Source organism: Ignavibacteriales bacterium (assembly GCA_016700155.1).
Classification (GTDB): Bacteria; Bacteroidota; Ignavibacteria; order Ignavibacteriales; family Ignavibacteriaceae.
The window spans coordinates 1,048,514-1,070,047 of record CP065001.1; the positions used below are offsets into that span (position 1 = coordinate 1,048,514).

Below are 21,534 nucleotides of genomic sequence, written 5' to 3' on the forward strand. Positions count from 1 at the left end.
GCTTAATTATATCCATTAGGCGTGATCTTGCTTCTCGCAATAAACAATGTCACTGCGAGCGATTTGGCATCCATAAGTCCACCGAGTTCATTTTGTATACGAACTGCATCTCTGCAGGAGGTTAACATCAGATTAAAATAATTATCATCCAGAATTTTATTGTTGACTTTCTCTGGACTTTCAACATTATTCGGCAGAACCTTCACTTCGAAAGTCGTAACTACTTTACTTCCTCTCTGCTCAGCACGTTTACAGATTTCCACTTTATCTCCTCTGCGGAGATCTTTCAGTTTCTCGTGAACTTCTTTATCAGGAAAGAAGGTTAACTCTTCACCAGTTCCGTTACGGACATTGTAGAGATAATACTCCCCGTAGCGTGATGTTCCAGTAAGACATTGATCCTGCAATAATTCGATCTTAACTGGCTTGTTTAATTCCAGTTCCAGTTTCAGTTTTTTCTCCGGCATTTTCTTCCTCGTTGTTTAGTTTATAGCTGAATTCAATTTCGCCCTCAATTACTTTAACTCCTTTTGGAGTAGGTCTGGTTTTGATATGATTCTTGATAGCCAGGAGATTTGGTTTTATTTGCTCAGGAACAACAGTCAACCATTCTTTACGTGCATTTTTCAAGAACAATTCTAGGTCTTCAATTTCAACTCGATCTGGCTTTTTGTGCATTTTCAATGTTCCATTGCACAGTGATATTGTTTTGTCTCCTCGTTCACGAATGTATGCTTCAAGCTTCATTTCAAGCCATTTTATTCTTTCCTGGATCTGAGAGTTCTTAGAAAGAATGAAGTTTCGAATCATCTTGCATTCCTTTTCAGCTTCCTGAAAGTTATGCTCGATCTCAGACTGAAATTTTTTTATTGCAAGCAGCATAAGATCATAACTTGCCTCAGTCTGTTCCTGTTCTTTTGCTTCTACTTCTTTCAGAAGCTCATCCATAAAGTTTATTTCCAAAATCTTACTCCTTTAATTCTTTTAGTTATGATTACAATTACTATCTCAATAGCAATTCTACCTGCGATTTTAGCTACTTCTTTTAACCAGTGATTTCTTCCTGTTCGCATTTTTTCGTTTTCCTTTCTCATCATTCCCAAGTTCTTCTTTAAGTATTTCAATTATTGATTCTGTTATCTTCATTGCGATTCGTATCATTTTCTTGCTTTCCATTATTTGATTTTATCCTTTCTAAATATTGTTCAACAGCTTCGTTAACTAGTTTTGTCATAGGTGTCTTTCTTTCATCTGAGTGCTTAAGCAGGTAAAGTTCACGAACAAGTTCCGGTTTGATCTTTGGACTATATGACATAAAGATCCTCCTCATTTATTCCCATTCCACATACTTCGCATTTATTGAAGAGCTTTCCATCGTGGTAAGTAGTCTGACAGAAACACCAGGGACATTCAATCATTAACTCATCGAAATTAGATGCAGCAGGGTAATGAAACTGTCTGTCAAACCATCTGCTTTTAGCAGGATAGTATTTCTGGTAGGATTCAACACCATCCTTGTTTATGATGAGTGCATAATTGTTCTGCATCTCGTAGAAATGAAAGTCCTTTTCTCCAAGATTAAATCCTCTTTGAGTAACTGATTCAATGTTCAGTGACTGCTGCATTATTTCTCTTTCACTGCAGAAGTAGAGAATATCACTCCTGGAATCGTAATACAGATCAATAGGATTATCTTTCTTAATCAGAATAAGTTTCTCAGGATCATTCCTGTCAATCATAGCAACAGCAAATGAACCTTCAATTCGATCAAATAATCTTTTTAATCTGTTACCTTTTGTTTTTGCAGAAAGCAGATGAAGAATAGACTCACTATCAACCTCACCGTCTCTCTGCTTCTTTCCGATTATCTCTTTGTCATTATAAATGATTCCGTTATGAACTATTGCAATTCCATTCTTTGAGAACAGTGGGTGATTGTTAGCGTTATTCTTTTCACTGCCTTGAGTCTTCATTCTTGTATGAAGAATCATAACTCTTGGAAGATCAAGACTTTTCCAATCAGCTTCTTTAATAAGTTCAGATGATTTGATTGGCTTCTTATGGACGATGAGATTATTGTCCTCAATAAAAGCAAACCCGCAAGCATCTCTGCCGCGGGATTCTAAAAGAGAGAACATTGTCGTTATTTTATCTTTATCGGGTATAGTTTTCCCAAAGGAATACCAGCCCATTATTCCGCACATATTAAACTCCGTTTAGTTATTAGTAGGTAGTAAGTAGTTGGTGGGCTATCCTGTAACGAGTTCCTGAACCGTAGTGATCAGCTTTATCAGTTCAATGATTTGCTGCTGGTTATTCCTACGAAGTGTTAATGATATTCCAAGTCTGTTACATCCAGGACTGGATACAACAATTACTTTGAGATCATTTAAGAGGACATAACTCTGTACTCTGTCAAATAGATCACTGCTTGCTGATAGTTGATATTCATCTCTTTCGATAAGTCCGAATACATAAATCGGATTATCTACCAAACCGACTTTATCCTTAATTGTTCGAAGCAGAATATCTTTATCATTTATGAATATCGGTCTTCTCGTTTCAACTTTTCCCTGAAGCCAGCTTCGAGATAGTTTTATTACGTGTTCTCTGTCGGAATCAGTAACATCAGGATTATCGGGACAGTCATCATCGTAATCTTCCTGGAAACAGTCTGAGCAATAAGGATCTCCATCATCATTGTAATGAGCGTTCTCTCTATAAATAACAGAATCACACCTGCAGCAATAGTTGAACATATTATCAAAACAATCTTCGCAGTAAGGTTCTTCAAAAGCCCAACGGACCTGATCATCTCTAAGTTCATCATCACAATTATGACAATGCATTATGCAGCCCTCCTTAATCCCCAGTTAGGTAAGATGTCCTGATTCCAGTTAAGTCTTTTGCCAAGAAGAGTATCAAGTTCTTTAAGACCTTCTCTGCAATCATCAGGAATTGTATGAAGTGAATACTTGAGTGATTTAAGAAATGTGCAAGAATGTTGTCTGTTCTTCAGTTCATTGAAATCAACCTTATCCTCAAGAACTCCAACAACTGCAAGTTTAGCAAGAGTGAGATGAACAAGCGTAATTGAAGGCGAAAGCAAGAACGAACCAGGCGTACGATATTCAAAACCGTAACTCTTTCTTCTGTAAGCTCCTTTCTTACCATAACCACTGCGTTCTCTTTTTTGTCTCTGAATTTTATCATCGATGCAATTACTTAGTGAACCAAGAACAATATCCAATCCTTCTATAATTTCAGGAATTGGATCGATAGAAAAATGTGTGTGACCTCCAATAGCGTAGTCACTCACATAATGACCCGAAATGAACTCAAGATCAGGTGCTTTGTCATGACCGTAATCCAGTATCTGATAAATCTTTGAAGTTAGATCAACCGGTGATTCAGAAAAACCTGGACGGATTTCTGCTGTGCTTTCGCAACCATCTAGACCAAAGCTTGAATTAGATTTGAAAAAATTATGAGCAGGGACAAACTGACCGTTACGATGAAGAATTAGTTCAGGATCGCAACCCAAGGTGAAAGAAGACATAGTAACACTCCTAATTAGTTAATATTACTATTCTTATTCCAAAAAGTATTGTGAAAATGTTAGACTTACATTTTTACTTTCCTTATTTTTAACCGCGTTGTTTTATAATCAGCTATACGATGACAATCTCTCCTTTATTCCGCAGGCTTTGAGTTGGTGGGCACATTCAATTAAGAATTAAAAAATTATAACCAAGAATTACTTAATGACTGACACAAAATCCATTCTTATCAAAGAATACTTTCATAAAGTAAAGCAGGCTAACAAAGAGCACACAAAGAAAGAAGCTTTTAAGGATCTGTTAAACAGGCTTTACGCTGATGATAAAGACATTCTAAAATTGGTTGATAAAATTTCTCTTGGGTCTGAAAAAACAATTCTTAACATTCCACGAAAAGATAAGCTGCATAAAGGAAGTGCTGACACTCTTTACAACAAAATCATTATTGAATTTGAGAATGATATTAAACAAACTTTAACTCACGCTAAAGAACAACTAGCAGGTTACCTGTTAGGACAATTCAATTCGGGCGAAGGTTATAACTTTACTTTAATAGCATCTGATTTTATTACCTGGAAAGTATATGCACCTGCCGTTGAATGTATTGATAAACTGAAAGAACTTAAAGAGGATGAACTTAAACTTGATGAAGTTAAAAGTGCCTCATTTGTTTTGAATGAAAAGAATGCTGAAGATTTTTATTATTGGATCGATAGGTTTTTATTCAAAGAAGAAAAACAACGAGCTACATTAAAACGAATTGAGGAAGCATTTGGCTATCAAAGTAATGTATTTATTGAATCTTACCAGGTATTAAACCATTGGTTTAAAGAAGCAAAGAAATTTGGAGAAGTCCAGGTTTCTTATGAACAATGGAACAAATTCTTAAGCGTTGCTTATGGTTCCTTTGATGGCAGAGACAGCATTTTCTTAATCCACACTTACCTTAGTGTGTTTTCAAAGATGCTTGCTTACAGCGTTGTTTCCAATGATGATTACATTGATGACAAAGAATTAAAAGCAATTCTTGATGGAAGTGTATTCCACAAATACAACATCAGAAACTTTGTTGATAATGATTTTTATCATTGGGTTGTTAGTGATAGAAACTTCAAGAACCTCAAAAAAGTATTCCGTTTAATTGCACAGGAAATCTCGGCTTTCGATTTTGACAAAGTTGATGAAGACGTACTTAAAGGTGTGTACCAGGAGTTAATCGATTTAGACACAAGACACTCACTTGGTGAATACTATACGCCCGATTGGTTGTGCGAACGAATTGTTAAAGAATTTGATTTTACACAAAAAGATAAAATCCTCGATCCGGCTTGCGGCAGTGGTTCATTTTTAAGAGCAGCTATTCACAGGATTAAAGAGCTTAATCCTGGTGCGACAGTTGAAGAATTAAACGAGCAGATTTATGGAATTGATATTCACCCGCTTAGTGTTCAGATAGCCAAAACAACTCTGCTGCTTGCCCTCGGAAAAGAGATTATAAATGCAAAGAAACCTGTTTTCCTTAACATAATTCTTGCAAACACACTTCTTGCACCTGAGGGAGTGCAAAATCTCTTCGGCAATGAATTTCTTTTGAACATAGATAAAGAAAAGTATCATCTAACCACACAGATACTTGAAGATGTCAAGCTGTTTGATGAAGCACTCGGAATTTGCGATGAACTTGCTGAGCAGACTATGGGTAAGAAGAAAGAGAACGAGGAAGTATTTGAAAATATTTTCAGAAAGCATTTTGCAAAGAACGGAAATAAATCCGGAGCAAATAAGCAAGTAATCGAAAGCTTTTATAAGATTTATACGGGATTAAAAGCAGTTAAAGAAAAGGGGAGAGACAGCATCTGGAAGTTTATTGTGCAGAACCTTTACAAACCTTATTTCCTTGCAGGCAAGTTTGATTATGTTATCGGCAACCCACCCTGGTTTACTTACAGCTCAATTAGGAATGAAGATTACCAGAATATACTGAATGCACTTGCTGATAAGTATGAAGTAAAGCCGGTTAAAGTTGCAAACTTTCCTCATCTTGAAATTGCTGCTATATTTTTAGCTTACTGCAGCAGCTACTTTTTGAATGACAAAGGACAGATTGTTTTTGTTTTGCCGAGAAGTTTCTTCAGTGCCGATCACCACGATAATACAAGAAGCGGAAAGGCTATTGGTTTTAAGCTAAAGCAGATATGGGATTTGAAAGATGTTTCACCTTTGTTCAGAATTCCAAGTTCTGTTTTCTTTGCAGAGAAGTATGAGAAAAAGAAAGTTCCTTTCTCTGGTTTGCACGGAAATATTTTTAGCGGAAAGTTGACCGAACATAACTGCAATTTATTAACTGCTAGGGAAAACATTACTGAAGATGCTGTTAAATGGTATTACGCAAAACAGGGGAAAGCTTCTGCAATCTCAGCGAGAAAAAGCAAAAAGCAACAAAGTGAAAATCCTTATAAGAAACACTTTCGACAGGGAGCTACAATAGTCCCCAGATGTTTTTATTTTATTGAACTGACACAAGATGTCCCGCGGGATTTCAAAGACAGGATAATAAACATTAAAACTGCCGATTCCCTTAAGAAAGATGCAAAAAAACCGTGGAAAGGATTGGAGTTTACTGGACGAATTGAAAGCAAATTTATCTTCAGAACTGCACTGGCAAAAAGTATATTACCGTTTACAATGTATAAACCTGATTTGGTTGTTCTGCCTGTTTTAATTGAAAAGAATAATGGAGGGGGAAAGGAAATCAAACTACAGTCTGCTAATGATTTAATGCAGGGAGGTTATTTGAATGCTTCCAAGTGGTTTAGTAATATTGAGAATACCTGGCAACTTCTTAGAACTGAAAAGAATAAAAATATTTCAAGTGAAGATTATCTGAACTGGCAGAATAAATTAACAGAACAAAATCTTAATTATCCTTTTATAGTTTTGTATAATACATCGGGGAAGGATGCAAGTTGTGTTGTTTTAGATAGAAGTAAATTGGATTTTGAGTTTACAATTGATCACAAGAATTATTGGTTTGCAACTGAAAACCCAAATGAGGCATTTTACATTTCTTCTATTCTGAATTCTTCCATTCCCAACAAAATGATGAAAGACTTTCAATCCAAAGGTTTATATGGTCCAAGGGATGTTCATAAAAAGATACTCGACATTTACTTTCCTAAGTTTGATGAAGGCAATGATATACACCTGCAGCTTGCAGAGTTAAGTGAGAAGGCTCACCAAAAAGCTGCAAAATATTTACAAGACAATCCACCACAAAAAGAATTAACCGCAACACGACTCGGCAAACTCCGTCTCGACATAAAAAAATACCTTACAGAGGAGATGAAGGAGATAGATAAGTTGGTGAAGAAGGTGGTGGGCTAAGAATCATATGTCAGAAAATTTGAATACAATTTTTTCACGAATCGACCTTGCAATAAAAAATGCTGATTTTATGGGTGCGTTAAAAGATGTATTTCTGCTAAAACCAATAGTTGAGAAATATTTTGAAGAAGTTAAAAATATTGAGTTAATTAAAGAAGGGGACAAGAAAACAGATTATTTTTTGAAAACAATATTTAATTATGGTGGTTTTTTAATTGACTGCGGGAGTATGATCAAGGATGAAAAGTTACTTGATGAAGGAATATTTTATACCAAAAATTTATTCAATCGGGTTACAAATGAAAACAAGCTTTACGCTAATTTTGCCTATAATTTAGCAAATGGTCTTGAGGGAAAGATAAAGATTAAACAACATACTTCTAATCATCATTATTGGGTTGGTGATAAAAATACAGAAGAATCTAAAAATTTATACCGTACTATTTTAGATCAGATTTCAAGTAACAATAATTTAATTTTACCAATTCTTACTAATTATGCGAACTTGTTAAACGGTCGTTTAGGTAGGGTTCTTGAATCTCTAAATTATTATAATAAAGCGTTATCAATTGACTCCAATTTCTCGATGGCTTTAGCAAATAAGGGATATGTGCAAAGTTTATTTGCAACAGTATTAAGTGGGGAAGCCAGTGGAATTTTTCTACACGAAGCTTATTTCAACATTGAGAAAGCACTGAAAATTGGTTTGGAGGAAGGGCCGAGAAGATATTTTAAAAATGTACAAGAACAAATAAAGGAAATATTTCCAGAAGTTGGAGATTTAGGCGAAGATATAAGCTGTGAAAATGTCTTAAATGATAAAGTGGGATCGTTTGAGACATTTTATAAAAATTTTTGTAATACAAATAATCTTTTTCTTAATCCAATCTCTAATAACCATAAATGTGAAGCTGCTTTATACGATCCATTAACGATAAAAAGAATGATAGTGAATAAAGGTGAGGAGGATAATAGGTTTTATAAAATCACAAATTATTTTAACCAAATAAAACAGGAATTCGTTTTAGCGCGTTATTTAGCCGCACAATCTTTCTACCAAGATAAAAGCTTGAAGTTTATTGATGAAGGTGTAGTACTTCTTGACACATTAGACTATTCAGTATTTAATATTTATTTGGAACAAGCAAGAACTTCTTTCAGAATTTCATACAGTATTCTTGATAAAATAGCATATATATTTAATGATTATCTTAACCTCGGCCTAAATGAAAAATCAATTTACTTCTATAAATTATCTCCTCTTTATTCTGATAACGTTTTTAATAAATTATATCCCATACAAAATCCTTATAAATCTGCAATCCTAGACTTAGCTAATGATTTTAGAAACGGCTATTTTCAAAAATTAGCAGATCTAAGAAATTCATTCGAACATAGATTTAAATCATTGCACATTTATGCTATTCCAAGAAGAGTTACAGAATCTGATACAAAAAATGATGCTGCAGAAATGCTAACACCCAGAGAATTTCGTGACCTTTTAGTTGAACTTTTAACAATAGTTAAATCCGCTATATTTTACTTGGTTTTAATGATTGATTGGGAAGAGAGATTAAATGAAAAAAAATATGAGGGTAAATTATTCCCAATGTTCATTCGAGAGATTCCTGATAATCTGAAAATTGAATAAAGAAAACAAATATTTTGACTATCCTAGCCAAAAATGAGGAAATCAATATCTACATTAATTGGAGATGTGAAACACTCGATAATTATATAACACAGGTCATCTCTAGCTTTAAAAACTTACAGAAGAGAAGATAAAACTTTCTCAGAGAAAAATGGACATATAACTAAGATTATTTTATAAAGAAAAGTGAATATCTATTACCTTAAAATCAAGGTTATACCAACGCTTAATAATGAAAAGTTCAGCGATTTGCAAGGTGCATATGCACATTGTTGGATAAAAGAATTATCCGATAGTGCAGCATATAGGAAAGCAGTATTTTATGTAAAAAAATATGATTGGAAAATAGAAGAAGTCGAAGCTTATCCAACATTAGTTACACGTGAAAATTTTAATGACAAGGAAATGGGATTAGAAAATTTTGATAAAGCCCAAAAAGAGGGGATGGCATTTGTCTATGTATCTTGGGCTAGAGATGGAAAATCATCATTTGAACCAGTTATTTTAAATTCCTCTTTGAAATTTGATTTGGAGAAATATTTAAAACAAATTAAGAAAAGCAAAAAAGCTGGAAAATGTTTACATTTTAATGCGGGAATTGAATGTGATCAAAAATTAAGTAATGCACACTCTATTCAAAAAAAGCAAATGCTTGTTAAAATTCAAAAAGATGGTCAAGTTTATACTCTGGATAGCAGTTTTAGTAACTTAACAAAAAATAAAGGAAAACTAAGTTATAGTAGGACAGGTATTGGTGTTTTTTCAATCTTTCGTGGATTTTGTGAAAAACACGATAATGAACTTTTCAAATTCATTGATACGCAAGAATTAATTCCGACTGATCAACAAGCTTTCTTATATGCATATCGCTCCTTGTGTAAAGAATTATACAATAAAGAAATTGCATTGAAGGTTTATGAAAGTCAATTGAAATCAGGAACTAATCTTAGCGTTGTAAACGAATCATTAAAAAGTATGTTATTGGGGACAAGATTTGGATTAAAAAATTTATGTATTCATAAAATAAAATTTGATGAATCATTAAGAACTGGACATTTTGATAATATTAGATATGTTCTTTTTATTTCTGATCAATCACCCAACATTGCTTTTTCAGGAGGGATATTTCCTGATTATGATTTTTTAGGCAGACAATTACAAGATTTAAGCGATCATAGTTCTATTCTGGAAATGATTACATTTTGTTCTGCGCCAATTAATTCTGGTTGGGGCTTTTTATTTGCCTGGCATGAATCAAGTTCGGAAGTTTCTATAGAATATATCAAATCATTAGCTACTAGTGCTTATCAAACGCATTCAGTTGAGGATTTTCTTTTTCGTCTAGCAATTACAAGTGAAAACCATGCAATTGCTCCAAGTTGGTGGGAAAAATTATCTACTGAACATCAAGAGGAAATAATTGAAAAAACGTCTGAGACAGTGAATACATTCTCTGAAACTCCAAGTAATTATTTAATGAACGGAGTTGAAGGAATATCCGGATGGAAGTTTGAAAAAGTAACGCAAAATTATTAATAGTCTTAACTAAATTGCTAAAAATATAATGGGAACTAATGAGCAACCATTATTCTAAACTAGAAAGCAATTACAATATCTAAATTTAATTTTTTAAGAACTCTAGATTTTACATTTATAAATGCAAGCATTACTAATTGGAATATTAAGTAGCTTAATCGCAGCAACTATAATTGCCTGGGTTAGTAAAATTTACTTGAGATCTAAAAACAAGATTACTTCTATTTCCAAGATTGAGCTTGAATCAACCCCATTTTTTAAAAATGGATCCTCATTCACATTAGAAAAAGTAAATTATCTTTATGGCCCAAATTCATCTGGTAAGTCTGCTCTGTCTGAGTGGATTTCAACATTAGAGGGCGATACTAATATTCAGAGATGGTTTGAATTGGAATCTACTTTACCAATAAACTTTTTAATTAATGTCAAAGGCTCCAAAATTTCTCAGGTTCGGATAACGATTGATAAAGATGGTGTGAATTATAATTATGAAAGCACAAAGAGTTTTACGAGCCCAGTACCATTCAAATTTGTCTTTTTGAAAAATGAAAGGATTCAAGATGATGAAATGACTGCTATTTCTATTCTTGCTAAACAATTGAAGATAACAGATTCGTATTTATGCAAACTAGTTGAACAATTTAATTCCAACATAAACTTTTCTATACAAGGCTTAAAAATTCAGACAGGTGAATCCAAAAGTAGATTATTAGTTAAACTAAATAAATCACGATCATATCAAAATTATTATGGCTTGTCAGGAAGCGAACAACAAAAAGTATTAATTGAATTAGGAATAAATCTATGTAACCATTTGTGTACGAAAAGTCCTTGTTTGTTAATTATTGAACAAAGTTCTTTTGATATTGATACAGAATATTTTGATTTTATAATTGGTAAATTAACTTCAAAATTCTTCAAATTTCAAACACTGATTATCAGCGTAGAGAAGCCACATTATCGTGCAACTGATAATTATAAGTCACTTGTTTTAACTGGTAAAGTACCAAATGTTGAAGTAGTGGAAGTATAGCGGTGGAATTTCGTATTATTTGCATCTGTTAAATCGATAAACTCATCCACTACAATGATCGAAATACACTGATCCCTCCTAGTTTCTCTTCCAACCGAAGTGCATATTATTTCTTTCCTGAAACGAGCTCCGCAATAAATTTTGCAAAGTCATTAATATTTTGTTCAACACTGGCTTTTTCTAATGCAGTCATATAGTCGTTTCGTCTGTCTAAAGTAATAATAGTCCAGGGGAAACCTCCTGATGCCAGCATTACATTCATAAGAAATCTACCTATTCTTCCGTTACCATCTATATATGGATGAATATAAACGAAAATAAAATGTCCAAGCACTGCCCGGACAGCAGGTTCTTTTTCCTCCTGCAGCATTTCAAATAATACTGGCATCGCATCCCGGACACCGTCACAATTCATCGGAATATGATTTGAGTTAGAAATGAAAACCTGTGAATTCCTGTAGCCTGCGAGATCAGATGCACGTAATAAGCCTGCTGTTACAGATGGGCTGAACATTTCTCTATACCAATCGCCATGGTCATCGTCTGCTACTTTCCCGGGATTTTCACCCTCAAATATTTTTGCTATGCTTTTTTTAACAGCTTCAAAAGCAAGAAAATATCCACGGGCTGCCATAGCATTTTTCTGTTCTTTATCTTTTTCATTCTCGTTCGGGTTCCAATTACCACCCATTACACGTTCTATTAGTTCTGATGTAACCCTGTAACCTTCAATAGATAATGAATGGTATGCATCTGTTTTATAATTATCATCAACAAGCTTGAAATAGGCTTCTTTATTCGTGGGTATTCCTGGTGGTTTGCTAAAGTGTTTTAGCACAGGTTCACGCATCTGCTGCCACATCAATTTAATTCTGTTTACATATGGTGAAGTGGAGCGGCTTGTAAATGTATATTGAAGCTTGTTCTCAAATGGGTCATTTTCCCGAACATCGTGTCCTGCTGCTTTCATAGCTTTAATAATTTCATCAGCAATGCGGTCTCTTTCTATATTTCTAAATGCACCTGCTAACCTGCCTGCAATAACACTATTACCGCCATCAAGAAGCGGTGACAATATTTCTGAGGCATCTTTTACAGCGGTCAATGCTGTCCGTGCATCTATTGAATTTTGTAAAAAGAAATTTGGCGTACACGCTAACAAGGCAGAAGTTAATGAGAAAATACGTATTCCATTCTTTTCAATTATATCTTTTTCTGCAGGCATTGCTAATACTGCATCTAAAAGAGATGTATCAAATAAAAGGTTGGTAACATTATTGCTTGCTCTGGAGGAACGAATCAGCAGTTGCTTTGGTATCGTCCAGTTTTCACAATGCAATAGTATTGACTGTTCAGGCGAAATACACCAATCCTTATTAAATCGATCATTCAGATAAACAGAACAAAATTTCCAGAAAGATGAATACCAGGAAGTACTTTCACCTTTTCTTTCCTGCGGATTATTTGAAATGTACCATCCTTTCATTACCTCCTTTATAAAGCCATTTTTCAGCAATCGTTCTCTATGGGTTCTTGAGAGTGCATCTGATTTAATTATTGCTATTCCCTCTTTATCCTGGAATTGCTTTAGCACTTCAAGCGATTGAGCTAGTTTTTCGTTTGGTGCTGCCATTAGATTTTAGTTTATTATGTCGTTTAATTTATAGTTTTTTATGCTTCATTATTTATAGTTTATAATGAAGTATGGTTTATAGTTTATTATGCTAAAATATTGTATTTGCTAAATAAAAACAAGTTAAGAAATAAAAGAAAGGAGTAGATAAGTAACTGTAGAATGTATTGCGAGTAATTCTAATTATAGATCAAATTTCAACAAAAAGACCACAGTCTGGAGTAATCTAGCTTTATCTCCGATTAATTTGTTTTTCAACTCCGGTCAACCTTAATCTATAATTTATCATATCCATACTTGCACCGAAATGATCAGATAATTCATTAATGTCCAATCCTTTATAAATCATTTGTACCAAAGCACGCCGGGGGACCTGTAGGCATCCTCCCAACCATTTAGCTTCATCTTCTTGATCAGAATTATAATCTCGCAAAGGGAAAGGGAAATCTTTTCTAATGATGATCTTTTCCATTTTATGTTCACAAATTATATGCGCAAGTTCGTGCATCAAATCACTCTCTCTTCGTCTTGGAGAATGAGTAGGATTGAAAATAATTAAATATGAATCTAAATAGTTTTTTATCGTTATTGCTGACCAGCTATCGTGATAATGATTGAGAAGTAATGTCTTATCTTCCAAGGATAGACCAGGAATATTATTTGGTTCTATTAACTGAATACCTAAATGTTTTGCTAAATCTAATCCTGTTAATTTCTCATAATATTCTATCGAAAGTTCATTTCTCAGTTCAACAGCTTTTTTTTCCGCCCAACTTTTAAACCCTCTTCTCAACGATTCTTCCTATCAACTTTATAAGCTAATTCAATCATTTTAATTAAGGAGGTAGCTGTTTCTGGTTTCAAGTTCTTGTCAGCTCTCAAATGAGCAATGATTTGCTTTTCACTTTTGAGATCAGTTTTAGTCTGAGATTTTGTAAAATTTTCTGCCGAGACTTCAAGCCAATCACAAAGTTTTAAGAAAGTTTCAACATCAGGGAGTTTCCCTTGTTCAATTCTGGATAAAGTTGATGCACTAATTCCTCCAATCTCTGTTGCAGCTTCTCTCAGTCCTTTGTTATTACGCTTAGATTTGACCATTTCAGAAAGTTTTTGAGTGTTAATTGTATTACTCATAATGTGCGCCTTTTTTTGTCTCATTAAATATACAAAAATTTTACTTGCGAAACATAAAAATAATCTGTATCATTGGTGCAACAAATATAGAATATGTGCAACAATACAATTATATAAAAAAAAGGAGTTCAAAATGAGTAGAAAAACACATCACGTAGTCCACAACCCTAACGGTGGTTGGGATGTTAAAAAAGGCGGTTCTGATAGAGCATCATTTCATTCAGATAATAAATCAGATGCTATAAACGCTGGTAGAAAGATCAGCCAGAATCAAAAAACGGAATTTTTAATTCATAACAAGAATGGAAGGATTTCACAGTCAGATAGTCACGGCAATGATCCTAATCCACCCAAAGACAAAAATTAATAATTAATAATTTATAAGGAGAAAATAAAATGGATACTAATATTGAGAGCACAGACATAATTGAAATTGAAATTTATGCTCGAGAAGGTAAAGAGGTTCCTAAAAAGAAGAAATATAAAATTCGCGTAGATAAAGAAAAATTTACTATTTCTAATGAAACCATATCTGGACTTGAAATTCTAAACTTAGTAAATAAATCGCCAGAATCTTTTTACCTTTATCAACATTTTCATAAAAAAGAAACTAAACTTATTAAACCTGAAGATATTGTTGATCTCACGGCCAAAGGTGTAGAGCGCTTCTCCACTATGAAAATCGAAAACAATGAAGGATAGTGTAAATGAGGCGGATGTTCGAACTACCGGAAGATGATCGGGATTACTTAGATTCGATAGATAATGATTGGGAAACCATAAAAGAAGGCGATGTCCGTTGGTTGATAATAAAATCCTTTGCTGTACCAGCTGGTTATAATAATTCAATCACGGATGTTGCATTACGTATACCTGATTCATACCCTGACGTTCAAATTGATATGGCTTATTTCAATCCCTTTTTAGCACGATCAGATGGAAAGACTATCAACCAATTGTCTAGTTTAAATATTGATGGCAAAGTATGGCAACAATGGTCAAGACATAGACTTAATTCAAGTGATTGGCAATCAGGCATTGATAATATAGAAAGGCATTTGTTTTTTGTTATAGCATTTCTTGATGGCGAGTTTAAAAAAAGATGAAATATTCTATAAGGATTTCTGGTAAACATTATAATATAATTCGGGATCATCTTTTCCCTGGTGATGATAATGAAGCTATTGCTTTTGCAATTTGTGGTAGACATAAAACTGATAACATTGAGGTGCTACTTGTGCATAAGGTTATACTTGTTCCATATGCGTTATGCAATCGCAGTCCACTTAACGTAACTTGGCCAACTAATATTCTTAAACCTTATCTTGATGAAGCAAAGAAAAAACATCTTGCAATCGTTAAGTTTCATTCCCATCTAAACGGATATGAAAAATTTTCTGACATCGATGACTTTTCTGACTCTGAAACTTTTAGAGATATATCAAATTGGCTGGATGACGGCAAACCACACGCTAGTGTAATTGTGCTACCGGATGACAGAATGCTTGGGAGAATGATTTATGATTCACAGAATTTTCCTTTAACGACCATCTCTGTAGCAGGTGATAATATTTCCATTTGGGATTCAACATCTGATTTCTCTGAACTTAATCCTGTTTTTGATTCTCAAAAGCAACTGTTCGGCAAAGGTACCATAGATAAATTGTCTAAACTTAGAATTGGTATCATCGGTTGTTCCGGGACTGGAAGTATTGTATTAGAGCAATTAGTACGTTTAGGCGTAAAACAAATTGTACTTGTTGATCACGATAAAATTGAAGATAGAAATTTAAATAGAATAACAAATTCTAAAAAAAACGATATAAATAAGTTAAAAGTGGAAGCTCTATCAGATGCTATCAGATCGATTGGTCTTGGTACTGATGTTTTACCTTTATCAGTTAATATCTTTAATCCTCAAGCAGTTAGTGCAATTGCAGAGTGTGATATAATTTTTGGATGTGTTGACACAGCAGAAGGAAGACAACTCTTAAACAGAATTTCTACTTTTTACATAATTCCATATTTTGATGTAGGTATTCATCTTAAGTCTGATGGAAATGGTGGGATAAGTGAAGCAAGTGGTGTAGTTCATTATATTCAACCTGGTGGTTCAAGTCTTATGAGCAGAAAAGCAATTAATCAAAAACGCATTCTTGCTGAAAATTTGTTTCGAACAGATCCGGAAGCATATGCTGATCAATTTAGAGCTGGTTATATAGAAGATGTTAAAGAACAATCACCTGCTGTTATTAGTTTAAATTCAACTGTCTCGAGCCTTGCAGTGGATGAGTTTCTATCAAGGATTCATCCTTTTCGTTCTTGTTATTCAAGCGATGTTGCTGTCATTAGAATTAATTTTATGGAGACATCTATGATTAGAGAAGAAGAAGGTGAACCATGTAAAAATTTAACTCCATATGTTGGTAGAGGTACTATCACTCCATTATTAAATATGCCATCATTAAGTCAATGAGTATAATATGAACTTATTATTTTGGTTTCGTAAACTCTATTGTCTATTTACAAATCAATCAATTCCAAAAGCATCTATTACTGTTACAGAAGAACCGGAAATACTGCACCCTGATTTTATATATCTAATTGGTAATCAAGGTTATATCTGGTTAGCAGCCATGCAATGCCCTTGCGGTTGTGGAGCTATAATTAAATTAAATCTTCTTTCAGATGTCCGTCCAAGTTGGAATTATAAACAGCATTTAGACTCGACTGTTTCCTTATATCCTTCAGTTGATAGAATTTATGGATGTAAAAGCCATTATTGGGTTCAGAAGGGCCTTGTTAAATGGGTGAATGTTAAGTTTCATTAATTTTTTAACGGATGGATCTTGGAATCTCTATTCAAATTCTGCACACGCGAAGAAGGAAGTGTTATAGATTCTGAAAATAATGGATAAAAGAATTGCTTTATTGCATTCTATCTTCGTTGAAATATTCGTCGGGAGAGGTTCTCAAAAACTAATGGTTTATGGCATGAAGATTTGGCTGAGAACGTTACTTCCCAGCCAACATTTTAACACAATATTGATAGGTAAAAAGCTCTTTATTGTTAGAAAAGAAAGTTCTAAGAGATTTAAGTTTGCGGAGCCAAATCAGCCCTGAAAATTTTAGGGCTTTTTTATTTTCTGATTGGTTAACCAATCCATAACACCTGATGTAGTAGAAATCACGTCTAATAAATGTTGACGATTGTTTAAATACATTTGGATACTAGCCCTCTTTAGTAAGTTTAATAAGTTTTGAAAATCGAAGTTTCTTAAATTTTACTTACCAGGTTTTTGATTCTTGCTTTTAATCAGAAAAAAGTCAATTTTCGTTCGTCAGGGTTATACCGATCTTTTTAATAAAATATTTAACACCAAAAGAATAATAAAAACTTGAAATGCTAAGGTATATTTATACTTCTGTATTGCTGTGTCTTCTGATAATTTTTTCAATACAGGGTTCGGTTTTTGCTCAGCAAGAAAAAATTATCTTCGAGCACTACTCAATTGCCCAGGGTATGTATGAGACTAATATTTCTTCATTGATCCAGGATGACACCGGCTTTCTGTGGTTTGGTACGCATAGCGGTCTTGAAAAATTTGATGGTCACAATTTCACTAATTATAAAAACGATCCTGATGATACTAATAGTATTGATAATGCTATCGTGAATACATTATACGAAGATTCAGAAGGATATATTTGGTTAGGTACACGAAACGGACTCGATAAATTTAATTACAAAACTGGTAACTTCGCTCACTACCAACCAACTCCAGATGAACCGAAATCTAAACTAACAAATAATGTAGTATCAATTTATGAAGATGATGACAACAATATTCTCTGGATTGGGGCACTTGATGGATTACACAAATTCAATAAACTATCAGGCAGATTTATTAAAGTTCCTCTTGATGAAAATAATTCCAATTATACAAACAACCCATTCATAAATGTAATATTAAAGGATATATCAGGTTACTTTTGGTTCGGTACAAGTAATGGCCTTTACAGGTTGAATAAAACATCAGAAAAGTTTGAACATTTCTGGTTTAACTCAATGGATAGCTCCTTTTCATCTGATTATCATGTGAATACTGTTTTTGAAGATAAGGCCGGTTTTTTTTGGTTGGGGACACAAAATGGTCTGGTAAAATTTGATCCTAAAACATTTTCTTCTATCCGGTATCTTAATGGAGAAAGTAATTCAATCACATCAATATGTGAAGACGAATATGGAACACTTTGGATTGGAACTAGTAAAAATGGTCTTTATACAATTGATAAAGTTAAGTTAATAATCTCCAGGTACGCTCATAATGCTGAGGAACGCAGCAGCATAAGCAGTAATTATATTTCATCGGTTTACAGAGAGCGATCCGGTACTATTTGGGTGACTACATCCATAGGCGGAGTTAATAAAATAAATCGTGTAAAGATGCCGTTCAAAAAATATCCTGTCGAAGGTGTTACACAAATCATAAAAGGAAGCAACGATAAAATCTGGATAAGCACAACAGAGGGTTGGAAAATATTTTATCCGGAAGATGAAAAGATTGTATCATATTCCTTTGGCTCGGATTATTTGGTCGAAGAAGAAAAATCGGGAGATTTATGGATAGGTAAATCCTCTGGGGGTATTTACAAGCGCAATGCAAATGGAAGTATAACAAATTTTTATAGTTCATCGCCAAAAGAATTTACTAAACCTATTTCATGTTTTTTAAAAGATTCAGAAGGTAGAATTTGGCTTGGAACTAAAAAAGGTGAAGGCGGGATTTATAAAATTGAACCAAATCAAAATCGTGTTGTAAAGGTTTTACAACTTAATGGTAACATCAAAGATTTTTATATGGATGATTTGGGAGTTTTATGGATCGCAACTTTCGAACGTGGTCTGTTTTGTTTTGATCCAGCAAAAAACATTATTATCAAAAATTATTCTTCGCAATCTCAATATCCATATAGGACCAAAGGTCGCACTTATTTTGAAATAGTACCTGATAAAAGAGATCTATTATGGATTGCCACAGAAAAAGGATTGTGTAAATATGATAGATTAAAAGATAGTCTTATTTATTACACTGAGAAGGATGGGTTACCGCACGAGCTAATTTTTTCAATGCTTATTGATAGCAATGGTGATCTCTGGCTGATTACAATGAAGACGATATCAAAATTTGATACGAAGACAAACAAATTTCAGAATTATGACGTATCGTATGGAGTACCAGAAAACGGTTTAAGCTATATTTATGGATGTAAAACTGAAAATGGTGAAATGTATTTTGGATATCCGGGCGGTATCATCCGTTTTCATCCTGATAGTATCAGAATCAACTCCTTTATACCTCCCGTTGTAATTACTGCTGTAAAAAAACTTGATACAACTCTTCCCATAGCAAAAGAAATTAATTTTTCATACGATGAAAATTTTTTGTCATTTGAATTTGTTGCATTAAGTTATCTGAGCCAGGAACGAAACCAATATGCTTATATGATGGAAGGAATTGATACTGGATGGGTCTATTCAGGTAAAAGAAGGTTTGCAACATACCCAAATCTTGAACCCGGTAGTTATGTTTTCAAAGTAAAGGGATCAAACAATGATGGAGTCTGGAATGAAGCAGGCACTTCAATAGCAATATTTATTTCTCCACCATGGTGGAAAACCTGGTGGGCGTATTCTTTCTATGCTAGTTGTTTCATCTTTGCATTATATACATTAAGACGTTATGAGATGAACAGGATATCATATAAAAATCAGTTAAAAGTTAATCAGGCTGTACTGCAGGAAAAGGAAGAAACAGAAAAAATTAAATCAAGATTCTTTGCAAATATTTCTCACGAATTCAGAACCCCTCTTACATTAATTCTTGGACCTGTGGAGAAAATCCTTTCAAATAATTCAAAAGATATAGTTAAAGATGTTGGAACTATTAAAAGAAACGCACAACGACTGCTTCAGTTAGTAAATCAATTATTAGATCTTTCCAGATTGGAAGCAGGCAAGCTTAAACTGGAAGCATCGAAAGGAAATATAGTCTCTTTTGTTAAGGGAATTGCTTTATCATTTGAATCACTTTCCGAATCAAAAGATATCACATTAAAACTGCAGTCAGATAAAGATCATATCGAACTTTATTTTGATAAAGAAAAGATGATCAAAATTCTCTCAAACATTCTGTCAAACGCATTTAAGTTCACACCGGAGGAAGGAAAGATCACCGTATCAGTTAGGAAATGTCATGGTGAATTTATTTCAGCATCATCTTTTGGTCAAGAGATTCCGAAACGAGTTCGGGATGACAAGATGAAAGAATACATCGAGATAAAAATAAAAGACACCGGAATAGGTATTCCCCAGGAGGATATACCAAAACTATTTGACAGGTTTTACCAGGTAGATAGTTCGCTGACTAAGGAATATGAAGGCACTGGCATTGGCTTAGCTTTAACAAAAGAGTTAGTTGAGCTACATCATGGAAGCATCAGTGTAGAAAGTAAAATTGGAGAATGGACAGAATTTACAATAAACTTTCCTGCGGGCAGAGATCATTTAAAAGATGAAGAGATCATTGAAGAAATAGAAATAAAAACGGATGTCATTCTGAATCCCGATGTAATCGGGATGAAGAATCTCACCCTTCAAAACCCAACCGTGACTAATAAAAAAGAAGATTCTCTGCGAGTTACTCAGAATGACGGTGAAGATAAAACCATCATCTTAATCGTTGAGGACAATTATGATATGAGAGAGTACATTAAAGATTCTCTTGATCCAGGTTACCAAATTGAAGAAGCGATAAATGGCGAACAGGGAGTAAGTAAAGCAGAAAAGATTATTCCCGATCTTATCATTTCAGATATGATGATGCCAAAGATGGATGGTCATGAGCTAACAAGGATTTTAAAGAACAATGAAAAAACCAGTCACATCCCCATAATTCTTCTAACTGCAAAATCGGAACAATCAGATAAAATTGAAGGATTAAAACAAGGTGCGGATGATTACCTCACAAAACCATATGATGCAAAAGAGTTGCAGGTCAGGATTGATAACTTAATTTCGATCAGAAAAAGATTACAGGAAAAATATGGTAGTGTTCATAATGCAGTTAAGCAGGTAGAAAAGAAATTAAATAATTTAGATGAAGAGTTTATGAGAAGAGTGATTGCTGTGATAGAGAAAAAATTGTCCGATGAAAATTTTAGTATTGAAGAATTTAGTAATGAGCTAAACATGAGTCGGATTCAGCTTCATAGAAAACTTAAAGCAATAACCGGAAAATCGGCGAGCCATTTTCTAAGATCTGTAAGGCTGGAAAAGGCAAAACAATTTATTGAAGAACAAAAAGGCAATATATCTGAGATAGCTTACTCAGTTGGATTTTCAAGTCCGGCTTATTTTACAAAGTGCTTTAAAGATGAATTTGGTTACTTACCAAGTAATTTGCAGAATAAATTATAATTCGTTTCTCATATTATTTCTCTCCTCGAAACTTCAAAATTTAAAGATTTTCAAAGCTGGTAACATTCGTTATAGCTCATGTTAATTCTGTCATATCAGTTGGTACAAAATTGATATTAAAAG

The 21,534-nt window shown here is 33.7% G+C and carries 19 protein-coding genes; 9 read left to right on the top strand and 10 right to left on the bottom strand.

Annotated features, from left to right (window positions below):
• Positions 1-2: 2 nt before the first annotated feature.
• The 7 genes from IPM56_04380 to IPM56_04410 are packed head-to-tail and all read right to left on the bottom strand — an operon-like array spanning position 3 to position 3,559.
• The gene (locus IPM56_04380) at positions 3-467 is read right to left on the bottom strand and encodes a hypothetical protein (protein ID QQS37197.1); all 465 of its coding nucleotides are present in this window, start codon (positions 465-467) and stop codon (positions 3-5) included.
• Positions 418-963: a host-nuclease inhibitor Gam family protein gene (locus IPM56_04385; protein QQS37198.1), complete on the bottom strand. Its 546-nt coding sequence runs from the start codon at positions 961-963 to the stop codon at positions 418-420. The genes IPM56_04380 and IPM56_04385 overlap by 50 nt, the downstream gene beginning before the upstream one ends.
• Positions 954-1,124, bottom strand: a complete 171-nt coding sequence (locus IPM56_04390) for a hypothetical protein (GenBank protein ID QQS37199.1) — start codon at positions 1,122-1,124, stop codon at positions 954-956. Before IPM56_04390 ends, IPM56_04385 begins: the two co-directional genes overlap by 10 nt.
• The gene (locus IPM56_04395) at positions 1,121-1,315 is read right to left on the bottom strand and encodes a hypothetical protein (protein ID QQS37200.1); all 195 of its coding nucleotides are present in this window, start codon (positions 1,313-1,315) and stop codon (positions 1,121-1,123) included. The genes IPM56_04390 and IPM56_04395 overlap by 4 nt, the downstream gene beginning before the upstream one ends.
• Positions 1,305-2,204: a hypothetical protein gene (locus IPM56_04400; GenBank protein ID QQS37201.1), complete on the bottom strand. Its 900-nt coding sequence runs from the start codon at positions 2,202-2,204 to the stop codon at positions 1,305-1,307. Before IPM56_04400 ends, IPM56_04395 begins: the two co-directional genes overlap by 11 nt.
• 45 nt (positions 2,205-2,249) lie before the next feature.
• Positions 2,250-2,849 carry a hypothetical protein gene (locus tag IPM56_04405; GenBank protein ID QQS37202.1) on the bottom strand — a complete coding sequence of 200 codons (600 nt, stop codon included), beginning with the start codon at positions 2,847-2,849 and terminating at the stop codon, positions 2,250-2,252.
• Positions 2,849-3,559, bottom strand: coding sequence for a hypothetical protein (locus IPM56_04410; GenBank protein ID QQS37203.1), 711 nt, complete (start codon positions 3,557-3,559; stop codon positions 2,849-2,851). The genes IPM56_04405 and IPM56_04410 overlap by 1 nt, the downstream gene beginning before the upstream one ends.
• A 205-nt stretch (positions 3,560-3,764) precedes the next feature.
• Between IPM56_04410 and IPM56_04415 the strand changes: the two genes are divergently transcribed.
• The 4 genes from IPM56_04415 (at position 3,765) to IPM56_04430 (ending at position 11,164) form a co-directional block, all read left to right on the top strand.
• Positions 3,765-6,944 carry an SAM-dependent DNA methyltransferase gene (locus tag IPM56_04415; GenBank protein ID QQS37204.1) on the top strand — a complete coding sequence of 1,060 codons (3,180 nt, stop codon included), beginning with the start codon at positions 3,765-3,767 and terminating at the stop codon, positions 6,942-6,944.
• 7 nt (positions 6,945-6,951) lie between these two features.
• Positions 6,952-8,595: a hypothetical protein gene (locus IPM56_04420; GenBank protein ID QQS37205.1), complete on the top strand. Its 1,644-nt coding sequence runs from the start codon at positions 6,952-6,954 to the stop codon at positions 8,593-8,595.
• 186 nt (positions 8,596-8,781) lie between these two features.
• Entirely contained in the window at positions 8,782-10,131 is a 1,350-nt protein-coding gene (locus IPM56_04425) for a hypothetical protein (GenBank protein QQS37206.1), read from the top strand.
• A 121-nt stretch (positions 10,132-10,252) separates the two neighbouring features.
• Entirely contained in the window at positions 10,253-11,164 is a 912-nt protein-coding gene (locus IPM56_04430) for a hypothetical protein (GenBank protein ID QQS37207.1), read from the top strand.
• A gap of 106 nt (positions 11,165-11,270) precedes the next feature.
• Here IPM56_04430 and IPM56_04435 read toward each other — a convergent pair whose 3' ends face one another.
• The 3 genes from IPM56_04435 to IPM56_04445 form a co-directional block, all read right to left on the bottom strand.
• Positions 11,271-12,797 (bottom strand): Fic family protein, encoded by a 1,527-nt coding sequence (locus IPM56_04435; GenBank protein ID QQS37208.1) that lies wholly within the window; start codon positions 12,795-12,797, stop codon positions 11,271-11,273.
• Positions 12,798-13,029: 232 nt separating this feature from the next.
• Complete coding sequence (locus IPM56_04440) at positions 13,030-13,590, bottom strand: ImmA/IrrE family metallo-endopeptidase (protein QQS37209.1); 561 nt, start codon at positions 13,588-13,590, stop codon at positions 13,030-13,032.
• The gene (locus IPM56_04445; GenBank protein ID QQS37210.1) at positions 13,587-13,931 is read right to left on the bottom strand and encodes a helix-turn-helix transcriptional regulator; all 345 of its coding nucleotides are present in this window, start codon (positions 13,929-13,931) and stop codon (positions 13,587-13,589) included. Before IPM56_04445 ends, IPM56_04440 begins: the two co-directional genes overlap by 4 nt.
• 133 nt (positions 13,932-14,064) lie before the next feature.
• Here IPM56_04445 and IPM56_04450 point away from each other — a divergent pair, with 133 nt between their 5' ends.
• The 5 genes from IPM56_04450 (at position 14,065) to IPM56_04470 (ending at position 21,411) form a co-directional block, all read left to right on the top strand.
• Positions 14,065-14,298 carry a DUF2188 domain-containing protein gene (locus tag IPM56_04450; protein QQS37211.1) on the top strand — a complete coding sequence of 78 codons (234 nt, stop codon included), beginning with the start codon at positions 14,065-14,067 and terminating at the stop codon, positions 14,296-14,298.
• Positions 14,299-14,327: 29 nt separating this feature from the next.
• A complete protein-coding gene (locus IPM56_04455; GenBank protein QQS37212.1) occupies positions 14,328-14,633 on the top strand; it encodes a multiubiquitin domain-containing protein in 306 nt (101 codons plus the stop codon).
• A 14-nt stretch (positions 14,634-14,647) separates the two neighbouring features.
• Positions 14,648-15,037, top strand: a complete 390-nt coding sequence (locus IPM56_04460) for a hypothetical protein (GenBank protein QQS37213.1) — start codon at positions 14,648-14,650, stop codon at positions 15,035-15,037.
• Positions 15,034-16,407, top strand: coding sequence for a ThiF family adenylyltransferase (locus tag IPM56_04465; protein ID QQS37214.1), 1,374 nt, complete (start codon positions 15,034-15,036; stop codon positions 16,405-16,407). Before IPM56_04460 ends, IPM56_04465 begins: the two co-directional genes overlap by 4 nt.
• A gap of 927 nt (positions 16,408-17,334) precedes the next feature.
• The gene (locus IPM56_04470) at positions 17,335-21,411 is read left to right on the top strand and encodes a response regulator (GenBank protein QQS37215.1); all 4,077 of its coding nucleotides are present in this window, start codon (positions 17,335-17,337) and stop codon (positions 21,409-21,411) included.
• Positions 21,412-21,534 lie beyond the last annotated feature (123 nt).

Coding starts and splice junctions, on each gene's coding strand:
- IPM56_04395 (QQS37200.1), bottom strand. CDS start 1,315: ATGTCATATAGTCCAAAGATCAAACCGGAACTTGTTCGTGAACTTTAC.
- IPM56_04400 (QQS37201.1), bottom strand. CDS start 2,204: ATGTGCGGAATAATGGGCTGGTATTCCTTTGGGAAAACTATACCCGAT.
- IPM56_04410 (QQS37203.1), bottom strand. CDS start 3,559: ATGTCTTCTTTCACCTTGGGTTGCGATCCTGAACTAATTCTTCATCGT.
- IPM56_04415 (QQS37204.1), top strand. CDS start 3,765: ATGACTGACACAAAATCCATTCTTATCAAAGAATACTTTCATAAAGTA.
- IPM56_04455 (QQS37212.1), top strand. CDS start 14,328: ATGGATACTAATATTGAGAGCACAGACATAATTGAAATTGAAATTTAT.
- IPM56_04450 (QQS37211.1), top strand. CDS start 14,065: ATGAGTAGAAAAACACATCACGTAGTCCACAACCCTAACGGTGGTTGG.
- IPM56_04460 (QQS37213.1), top strand. CDS start 14,648: ATGTTCGAACTACCGGAAGATGATCGGGATTACTTAGATTCGATAGAT.
- IPM56_04470 (QQS37215.1), top strand. CDS start 17,335: ATGCTAAGGTATATTTATACTTCTGTATTGCTGTGTCTTCTGATAATT.
- IPM56_04380 (QQS37197.1), bottom strand. CDS start 467: ATGCCGGAGAAAAAACTGAAACTGGAACTGGAATTAAACAAGCCAGTT.
- IPM56_04430 (QQS37207.1), top strand. CDS start 10,253: ATGCAAGCATTACTAATTGGAATATTAAGTAGCTTAATCGCAGCAACT.
- IPM56_04465 (QQS37214.1), top strand. CDS start 15,034: ATGAAATATTCTATAAGGATTTCTGGTAAACATTATAATATAATTCGG.
- IPM56_04420 (QQS37205.1), top strand. CDS start 6,952: ATGTCAGAAAATTTGAATACAATTTTTTCACGAATCGACCTTGCAATA.
- IPM56_04445 (QQS37210.1), bottom strand. CDS start 13,931: ATGAGTAATACAATTAACACTCAAAAACTTTCTGAAATGGTCAAATCT.
- IPM56_04405 (QQS37202.1), bottom strand. CDS start 2,849: ATGCATTGTCATAATTGTGATGATGAACTTAGAGATGATCAGGTCCGT.
- IPM56_04435 (QQS37208.1), bottom strand. CDS start 12,797: ATGGCAGCACCAAACGAAAAACTAGCTCAATCGCTTGAAGTGCTAAAG.